The organism is Xenorhabdus santafensis (genome assembly GCF_033949405.1).
Lineage (GTDB): Bacteria > Pseudomonadota > Gammaproteobacteria > Enterobacterales > Enterobacteriaceae > Xenorhabdus > Xenorhabdus santafensis.
Genome location: NZ_VCDN01000116.1, coordinates 1 through 8759 on the forward strand (window position 1 = coordinate 1; position 8759 = coordinate 8759).

7 protein-coding genes and 1 pseudogene are annotated in these 8759 nt (G+C 42.8%); 7 read left to right on the top strand and 1 reads right to left on the bottom strand.

Translation table 11 applies throughout. The annotated features are described in order from the left end of the window. The 7 genes and pseudogenes from FE392_RS18575 to FE392_RS18605 all read left to right on the top strand — a co-directional run. Window positions 1-192: helix-turn-helix transcriptional regulator (locus tag FE392_RS18575; RefSeq protein WP_319931644.1), on the top strand; the 192-nt coding region annotated here is incomplete at its 5' end. Window positions 193-388: 196 nt separating this feature from the next. Continuing rightward, window positions 389-2723: pseudogene (locus FE392_RS18580) on the top strand (toprim domain-containing protein). A 640-nt stretch (window positions 2724-3363) separates the two neighbouring features. Beyond that, complete coding sequence (locus tag FE392_RS18585) at window positions 3364-5376, top strand: type VI secretion system Vgr family protein (protein WP_319931645.1); 2013 nt, start codon at window positions 3364-3366, stop codon at window positions 5374-5376. Continuing rightward, window positions 5373-6182 carry a DUF4123 domain-containing protein gene (locus FE392_RS18590; protein WP_319931646.1) on the top strand — a complete coding sequence of 270 codons (810 nt, stop codon included), beginning with the start codon at window positions 5373-5375 and terminating at the stop codon, window positions 6180-6182. The genes FE392_RS18585 and FE392_RS18590 overlap by 4 nt, the downstream gene beginning before the upstream one ends. 45 nt (window positions 6183-6227) lie before the next feature. Continuing rightward, window positions 6228-6497, top strand: a complete 270-nt coding sequence (locus FE392_RS18595) for a PAAR domain-containing protein (RefSeq protein WP_319931647.1) — start codon at window positions 6228-6230, stop codon at window positions 6495-6497. Window positions 6498-6620: 123 nt separating this feature from the next. Next, complete coding sequence (locus FE392_RS18600) at window positions 6621-7409, top strand: peptidoglycan recognition protein family protein (RefSeq protein ID WP_319931648.1); 789 nt, start codon at window positions 6621-6623, stop codon at window positions 7407-7409. Further along, window positions 7396-7770, top strand: coding sequence for a hypothetical protein (locus FE392_RS18605; RefSeq protein ID WP_319931649.1), 375 nt, complete (start codon window positions 7396-7398; stop codon window positions 7768-7770). The genes FE392_RS18600 and FE392_RS18605 overlap by 14 nt, the downstream gene beginning before the upstream one ends. 388 nt (window positions 7771-8158) lie before the next feature. Here the strand turns inward: FE392_RS18605 and FE392_RS18610 are convergent, their stop codons facing one another. Beyond that, window positions 8159-8362 (bottom strand): hypothetical protein, encoded by a 204-nt coding sequence (locus FE392_RS18610; protein WP_319931650.1) that lies wholly within the window; start codon window positions 8360-8362, stop codon window positions 8159-8161. Window positions 8363-8759 lie beyond the last annotated feature (397 nt).

Consider the following 8759-nt stretch of genomic DNA (forward strand, 5'->3'; position numbering starts at 1 on the left):
CCGAAAGAAAATCTTATTCGTTTGCCCGAAGTTCAGCGCAGAACGGGCTATAGCAAGGCGTGGATCTACAAACTGATTAGCGATGGGGAATTTCCGAAACAAATTAAGCTCGGTTCCCGTTCCATCGCGTTTATTGAATCAGAGATTAATAACTGGATTGCGCAGCGGATCGCAGGTTCACGAGCGGCATAACATAAGAAACGTAATATAAAAAAACAACGCCCCAGAGTGCGACAACACATCTGAGGCGTCTGACCAACAACCGTTATTAGGAGTAACGATGATGGCTGATATACAGCATACCCAAACTCACCCTAAATTTACACTTTCAGATAAGACAGCACGTCAAAAAACACTCGACTTGATCCAAACCGTAAAAAAATCCGCCATGTATCATTGGGGAAATCTTCTGCCTGCCTGTGGTATTAATATTCCGACAAAAGATAAACATGGTGCTTGCCCGATTTGCGGCGGTACTGACCGTTTTCACTTTATTGATGATCACAATCATGGCAACTGGCATTGCCGCCAGTGTGATAACCCCAACTATGGTGATGGGCTGGATTTGGTGGCAAGAACCAAAGGAATTTCTATTACTGAGGCAGCGAAAATCGTTGCGGATGTACTGGCATTACCTTTACCCGAACCTAAACCAGCCAGAAAAACCATTCAAACAACACAGCCGATTGCCGACAGAGTGGCAGCTCTGATGACGAAAACAGTTGTCGGGCAATCTCCCTACCTGTCCGCAAAGGGACTGCATTATCCTAACCAGCGGTTATTGCCAGATAATTCAGCAGTGTTGCAATTCACAACACTGGACAAAAAAGTTACAGGTGCGCAAATCATCAAACCGAATGGTGAAAAAAAACTTTTTCCCGGTAGCCAGAAGAAAGGTGCGTTTATTCCTTTATCTACGCTGGAAGAGAACCCAGATACCGTCATCATTACCGAAGGTTACGCCACGGCACTCACAGTTAACCAACTCTGTAATGGCGCTGTTCTCGCGGCGCTAGATGCGAGCAATTTGCTCTCCGTTGCTCAATCAGTCAGAGAACGCTGGCCGGACAAGAAAATCATTATTGCCGCAGATAACGACTGGCATCAGCTCGGCGAACTGGATAAAAACGGTAAACCGAAAGTGAATACCGGCAGAATCTCGGCAGAAAAAGCGGCCATTGCAGTTAATGGCTGGATCACGTTACCGCCGACAGAACATAAAGCCGATTGGGACGACTATCGCCAACAACACGGTGTAGAAACGGCAAAGCTGGCGTTTGCTCAGGGGCTTTATCAACCGGCACCCATAACGAAAAAAGCGATCACTCAGCCCAATGATACCGAATCGTCAAAACTAACCTTATGTCAGATGGGTGCTAGCCAGCGCGGAGAAGTGTTACTGGCACGTTATGACGGTGATTTGGCATTGGATGGCGCTTCGGAAACCGTTCATCACTATGATGGTATTATCTGGTGTCCGATCAGTAACCGCGATTTACAGCGGGAAATGGTGGCAGCTTTTATGGAAGAGAAAATGCCATATTCACCACATGGTATTAGTGCTGCCGTGGATGCTCTGAAACTACAGCTTCCCATGATGAACTCGCCAGAACGCCATTTAATTGGGTTCCGTAATGGTGTGTTTGATCTGAAAATCGGTCAGTTCCGGCCTCATCACAAACATGACTGGTTATTACTTGCTAATGATGTTGAATTCAATTCCCCCGTTTCGGGGGAAACCCTGCAAAGCCACTCACCTCAGTTCTGGCACTGGCTTAATCGAGCAACTGCCCACTGTGAAAACAAAGCAGAGAGAGTGTTGGCCGCGCTGTTTATGGTGCTGGCAAACCGTTACGACTGGCAGTTATTTCTGGAAGTTACCGGTGCCGGAGGCAGTGGTAAAAGCATTTTTGCTGAAATCTGCGTGATGCTGGCAGGCAAAGGCAATACCGTTTCTGCCAGTATGGCCGCACTGGAAAACCCACGGGATCGTGCGCTGATTGTCGGCTATTCGCTGATTATCCTGCCCGACCAGACCCGCTATGTGGGCGATGGCTCCGGCATCAAGGCCATTACAGGCGGGGATGAAGTTGCCATTGACCCGAAGCACAAACAGCCCTATTCAACCCGCATTCCGGCTGTGGTGCTGGCGGTGAACAATAACGCCATGAGTTTCAGTGATCGCAGTGGCGGAGTGTCGCGGCGTCGGGTGATTTTCAACTTCTCCGAAGTCGTGCCGGAAAACGAACGCGATCCGCTTCTGCGGGACAAAATCGCGGCAGAGCTATCTATCATTATCCGGCAACTGCTTCATCGGTTTGCTGATCCACAAACGGCAAGGCGTTTACTGGCAGAGCAACAAAAATCCGAAGAGGCTCTGGATATCAAACGGCGGTACAGATCCACTGGTTGATTTTTGCGGTTATCTGGTGGCTTCCCATGAAGCGGATGGCCTGTTAATTGGCAATGCGGAAATCGTGCCGTTCAATCCCCGCAAATACCTCTATCATGCTTACCTTGCTTATATGAAAGGCAATAACCTGAATAGACCGGTTTCCGTGACCCGATTCGGTATGGATATGCCCGGCGCACTGGCTGAATACAACCAGCATTACCTACGTAAGAAAAGCAAACAGGGCATTCGCAGCAATCTGGATCTGAATATAGACACTGCCATCGAATGGCTGCCGAAACTGACAAGGGATAACCTGCCAGAAGAATAATTTTTTTCACACCGATAAAGATTTCCTAAAAAAATATAAAAAGTGTTCACCACTATTCATTCTATGATTTAAATCAGATATATCAATGTATTGTAGGGTGAATAGTTATTTTTAAACTATTCATAAGTCTTCACCCCTGTTCACCTTTTTCTGATTTAAAGGTGAAGGGTCGGGTGAAGAGTGGTGATGAGTTGGATTTCAAGTTATCACCCTTTAACAATATGAATTTAAATAAAAATATTTAGAGGTGAATAGGGTGAACAGTTTTACCCATAATTCTGTAATAGGGAGGGGGTAAATAAAAAGGGTTTTCCTGGCTGGATTGGTGTTTTTTAGGCTCTCCATGTTACCGGGTTAATGTATTAGCCCGGTAACATGGAGAAGACAAGCGCAGCGCGTCAGTGTGTTCTTAATCTGTTGCATTACGTGAAATTAAAATGAAGTAATCATTTGATTTTATTTAGGAGGAGAGGTTAATCACAATTTTGCTGATGTACTTTTAGTTGAATTGGAATATATAAATAATTTTGTTATATCCTGTATTGTACTCAAAATAGACAATTGTAATTTCATCACTAAATTATTTTACAATTTAGGCACTAATTAAGGATTGATACACAAAAAATTATGGATAGCACAAATGAACAGGATAATGAATACCATCAATCAGTTGTTTGATCGTTCAGGTCTGGTCTTTACACTTATTACTGAAAACTTACCTGAACAGACCTTTGCTGTCGTGGATTTCTCCCTTACCGAATCGCTGTCATCCCCCTTTCGGTTGGAAGCCACGCTAACCTGTAAAACGCCTGAGATTGACTTTGCTGATGTCCTCGACCGAGATGCTTCTTTTGCCGTGCATCGCAATGGGCAAGTTGAGCGGCAAGTCACCGGAATGATAACCCATTTTTCACTGCTTTCAACCGGGCGGCACAGCAGTCACTACCATATCACCCTTCAGCCTCCCCTATGGCGCGCATCATTACGGGTCAACAGCCGGGTTTTTCAAAATCAGTCCGTTGTGGATATTGTGGAAAGCCTGCTCAGGGAAAATGGTGTGCGAAACATTTTCTTTGCATTGGGTTATAAACACCCACCACGAGAATTCTGTGTTCAGTACGATGAAAGCGATTTGGCCTTTATCCAGCGCTTACTGGCTGATGAGGGTATTTTTTACTACTTCACCTTCGATCAGGAACAGCATGAACAACGTATTGTTTTTCACGATTCCTGTCTGTCCCTTAATCAGGTCATTAATGTTCCTTATCGTCCCGAATCTGACGCCACAGGTGGAACAACCTGTATTCACCAATTTAGCTGGTCAGAGCGCGTTGGTATTGCCAATATCACCACTAAAGACAGAACATTTAAGAACCCCCGCTGGAACCGTGAATTCTGGTATGAAGGGCGCAACCTTGATAATCAGCGGATACTGAACAGCTATCATTATTATGATTTCCCCAGCCGCTTTAAAGATGATGGCTTAGGTCAGCGGGCAAGCCAGTATCGTCTGGAATACCTGCGGCGAGATACTCAGCTTGGCAGCGGTCAGGGTGACTGTTTTGCTATGTGGCCGGGGCAATTGTTTAACCTGACCGATCACCCCCGAGAAACGTTCAACGACCAATGGCAGCTCATTCAGGTTACTCATTCCGGGCGGCAGCCACAGGCTGATGAAACTCAATCCGGTGATGGCGGCACATGGCTGTCTAATCAATTTACCTTCACCACCCGAAAAAATTCTTACCGCCCTTCACCCTATCCAAAACCCAAAATGGAAGGCCCACATATCGCCACTGTCGTTGGGCCGGAGGGAGAAGAAATCTTCTGTGACGAACACGGGCGCGTTCGTATCCAGTTTGACTGGGACAGATATGGTGACTTTAATGACCGGAGTTCCTGCTGGGTACGGGTCAGTCAGGCGTGGGCCGGACAATTAATGGGGATGATCGCTATTCCCCGTATTGGTCATGAGGTGCTGGTTGATTTTATCCACGGCGATCCCGACCAGCCGATTATTGTCGGGCGGGCTTATCATGCTAACAACATTCCGCCAAACCGTCTGCCAATGGCGAAAACCCAGATGTCAATCCGGTCGAAAACCCATAAAGGCGAAGGGTTTAACGAACTGCGCTTTGAGGATGAGAAAGATCGCGAAGAGGTCTTTATCCACGCGCAGAAAAACCTCGCCATCCAGGTACGCAATTCACGCGGAGAACGGATCAACTATGACCGCACAACCAGCATTGGTCATGATGATGAACTTGTGATAGCCAATAATCGTAAGGTAACTGTAGAAGGTCAACAGGATCATAAAACTACGGGTAATTATATTGAGCAGATTGATGGTGACCGCTCATTACAGCTCAAAGGCGATCTGGCTGAGAAAATTCAGGGAGTAGTCAGTGTGGATGCGCAGGGCGATCTGACCCTGCAAAGCGGCAGCAAAATTACCCTGAGTGTCGGGGGAAATTTTGTTGTGATTCATGCCGGTGGTATTGATATCAAAGGTGCTGCCATCAACCTGAACTCCGGTGGCAGCCCCGGTGATTTACTCGCACCTGCTAATCCTGCCATCCTGCTTGCAGCGGCAAGTGAAGGTTCAATGTTTGTCGCTCACTGCCCAATGAAAGATAAGGAGAAACAGGAATGAGTCAGGAAAAACTTTACGCCATTATTGATGGGGCAGCAGAACCTGATCTGTTTTTGATGCTGGAGCGTTATGACCCGCCTTCCGCCTGTCTTTATGGCGAGCCTCTCCAGCCCGAACTGGTTAAAATTGCCCCTTATCTGGTACAGGTGAATGAAAAAGTCAAAATCTGGCTGGAATGCCGCAAAACCCCTTGGGGAGTGTTCGCCCACAGCGCAGCAGATATGAAAATCGTACGCCAACATTTACGGAAATACCTGCAAGTCCTGCTTCCTAAGCAGGAAAAACCGGTATTTTTCCGTTTTTATGACCCCCGCAATATCTGGGATTTTCTCGGCGTATTAAGTGACTGGGAAGTGCATTGCTTTTTGGGGCCGATCTCACGCATCACAACACTTTATCTTGAAGAAGAACGCACAGATAACTTTGCCAAAATCAGAGAACCTTTTCCTGATAATGCCAAAGGGAAATATAAAATTTTCAAAATCAGCGAAGAACAGTATGAATTGATAGAGATAAAGCAAAAAGAGAAATATTTACAAAAACTTTATTCAATTTTGTTATCTGAGTTGGCAGAAATAAGAAAAAGTATCAGTATCGCCAACGCAATGCCATTTTTAGCTTTTTTCTATGATTATCTACTTTCTGAGAAAATTACAGACACTCGTTCTATCGAGGGAATTCTTAAGAAAGTGATCAGAGAAGAAAATTTCGATATTGATGAGTTTGATGAATCCATTTTAACCAAACTTACTGATGACGAAACTCCCGGTTGGTATAGGGCTAATAAATTTCTTCTTAATATGTAATAACAATCAATATATGTATTAAAATTAATTCGGGAGAGAAACAATATGGGAAATGCCATCAGAATCGGTGATATGGGTACAAAACATGGAGATTGCCCGGAAACACCTGTAATTACCGGTGCCAGCAGTGTTAAGGTAGACGGTGTCTATATAGCCAGACAAGGGGATATTCTGGAATCCCACTCATCACATTCCCGGATGATAGTTGAAGGTTCCGGATCTGTGTTTATTGAAGGGAAACCAGCCGCTAGAACGGGAGATGCCGTTGATTGTGGCGGTATTGTTATTGGTGGGGGTAGCGTAAGTATTGGCTGAGGATATTTGGAAAAGTACATATAAGTACACTGAGGTTCATACAAAAAAACACAGTTTATGAACTATATTTAACCAGCATTTCTTACTTAAATTCAGTTATTTTATCGTCAAAAGGAAGATTAGATGGAACCTATCAATGAAAAGGAAAAAACACTGTTAACAGCTCTTAACGATAATATCTGCTTTAACAAAAAAGAGGAGTTAATAAAAAAACTATCTGAACATGATGAAAATAACACATGGAGTGCGGGTAAAGCCTGTGCTACATGCCCACCACCGGAAGCGAGAGAGGATTTTGTTAAGCATGTATTAAGTCAAGTTCCATATGTTAATAAGGATGGTTTCTTTAAAAATACTGATATAATTCAAGATCATGTTACTGCTTTAGAGAGGGGTAAGATAAATACAGTAAATGCAATCGTTCTACATAGAACTGATAGTTATACTATGGCATCAGCAATATCATCATTCAGAACAAGAAAATTTGGCACGCATTTTATTGTAGACAAAGATGGCACAATAAAACAAACAGCTAGTTTAAACAAAATTACAGAGCATGTGGGGAGAATAAAATCAAAATGTAAAGAGGAAGGAACCTGTAAAAATAATGCAGAAAGAAAAAAAATAGATAGCTTTGGTTGGAATCCAGCTAAAATTCATGCCCATGAAAAATTAAAATCGTACCCTGACAGATACCCTACAAGTAGTGATAGCATAGGAATAGAAGTTGTTGCCAAATATGAGAATGATTCTTATCAAGAAGCAACTGAACAGCAAAAAGAATCAATTAAAAAACTAGTTAATTTGTTAAAATGTAAATATAATTTAAATAGTGGTGATATATATGAACATGATAAAATATCTTACAAAGCTCCAGGTGAAGGTGCTAATCTTTATTTTGATGATATTTAGTCATTTCTCTTATTCTATAAATGAAAAAATAGAATTAATAGAGGTTTTGGGATTAAAACTGTCTCAAAGTAACGGAATGGGAACTATAGAGGCATGTAAAAAATGGGATTTAAGTACAGGTGATATTTATAATATATTTAAGATAAGTAATAAGTATGAGTATAATCCACATCGTGAATTTGATTATGCCCCATGTAATATGGAAGGAAGAGTTAGTTTTAATGGGAAAATATGGGATTTTTATATAAATGGTGGTGGTATAACCACTCTTGAAAATAATAATGATACTATTTATCTAGGTTGTAACTCGAAAAAATGTGATCATTTCTTTATTTTTCCTTTCGATGACACTAATTCATAATATACTCATTTAACTTCAAGGTGTTGGTTTGATTTTTAAATTAATATTAAAAATCAACAAGATGAGTTGTATCCTCTCATGCATTTTCAAGTTTAATGCGTATAGACATATAGATGGTCAAAATAAAATGAAAAATTTAATCTTGATCATCTATAATATTACTTCAAATTACCAAATTTCATTGCCGTGATTAAAAAAATAGGTTATTGTAAATTGGTTTAAATCGCTTTTTAGCGAGGATAAAAAACTCCCGTAGCCTGCAAGGGAGAGCAAGTATTGCGGTACATCTGCGCACCTTTGGAAGCAGATATTGTCAGACATAAACCCCTTGTCTAACGATGAAGGCTTTTTAAACTAAAAAATACCCCAAAAGGGCGTTTTTGCGCTATCAACTAAACGCATTGAACGTGGAATCATGCACTTCATGCCATATCACAAAATTATTCTCATACACCACATCCATACTGCTACGATTTCTGTTTGAAATATTCAGCAGATAACTTTTCTGCATCCAAATAATCAACTCATAACTACTGTTTGACACTTCACCTTGTGGCGTTTTCTGTGCCTGCTGGCATTTCAACGCTCGCACGATTTTTTGCTGACTGTTTGCGGGTTTAAGGCGTCACTTTTTGCCGGTTTACCGCTGAAAGTGACGCCGCAGCAAAAAGGCAATCTGACAATGACAGGCTCACGCCTGCTTAACCACACAGTGAATCTGACACTGCATTTTATAGATTGAAAAATCATCAAAAGGAGAACCTGACGATATCGAGGCTGGCTTTTAGCCGGTGGGGATGACCTGTTAATACAGGCGACAGTACCGCGTACTCAACCGATACCCCGCAATACCTCAACACGCGCTCACTCTGGCGCACAGATATTCGTCAGGGGGCAAAGTCGGTATTTCCTGCTTTGTCCGCACTGTCGCGCGCCAGAGATCGTATGTTGAAAGGTTAAGTAAGGGAAAACGGATGAGCCGATTGATT

Bases quoted from the DNA above. Each gene is read 5' to 3' on its own strand.
- FE392_RS18590 (WP_319931646.1), top strand. From the start codon at position 5,373: ATGAGTCAGGAAAAACTTTACGCCATTATTGATGGGGCAGCAGAACCT.
- FE392_RS18585 (WP_319931645.1), top strand. From the start codon at position 3,364: ATGAACAGGATAATGAATACCATCAATCAGTTGTTTGATCGTTCAGGT.
- FE392_RS18600 (WP_319931648.1), top strand. From the start codon at position 6,621: ATGGAACCTATCAATGAAAAGGAAAAAACACTGTTAACAGCTCTTAAC.
- FE392_RS18595 (WP_319931647.1), top strand. From the start codon at position 6,228: ATGGGAAATGCCATCAGAATCGGTGATATGGGTACAAAACATGGAGAT.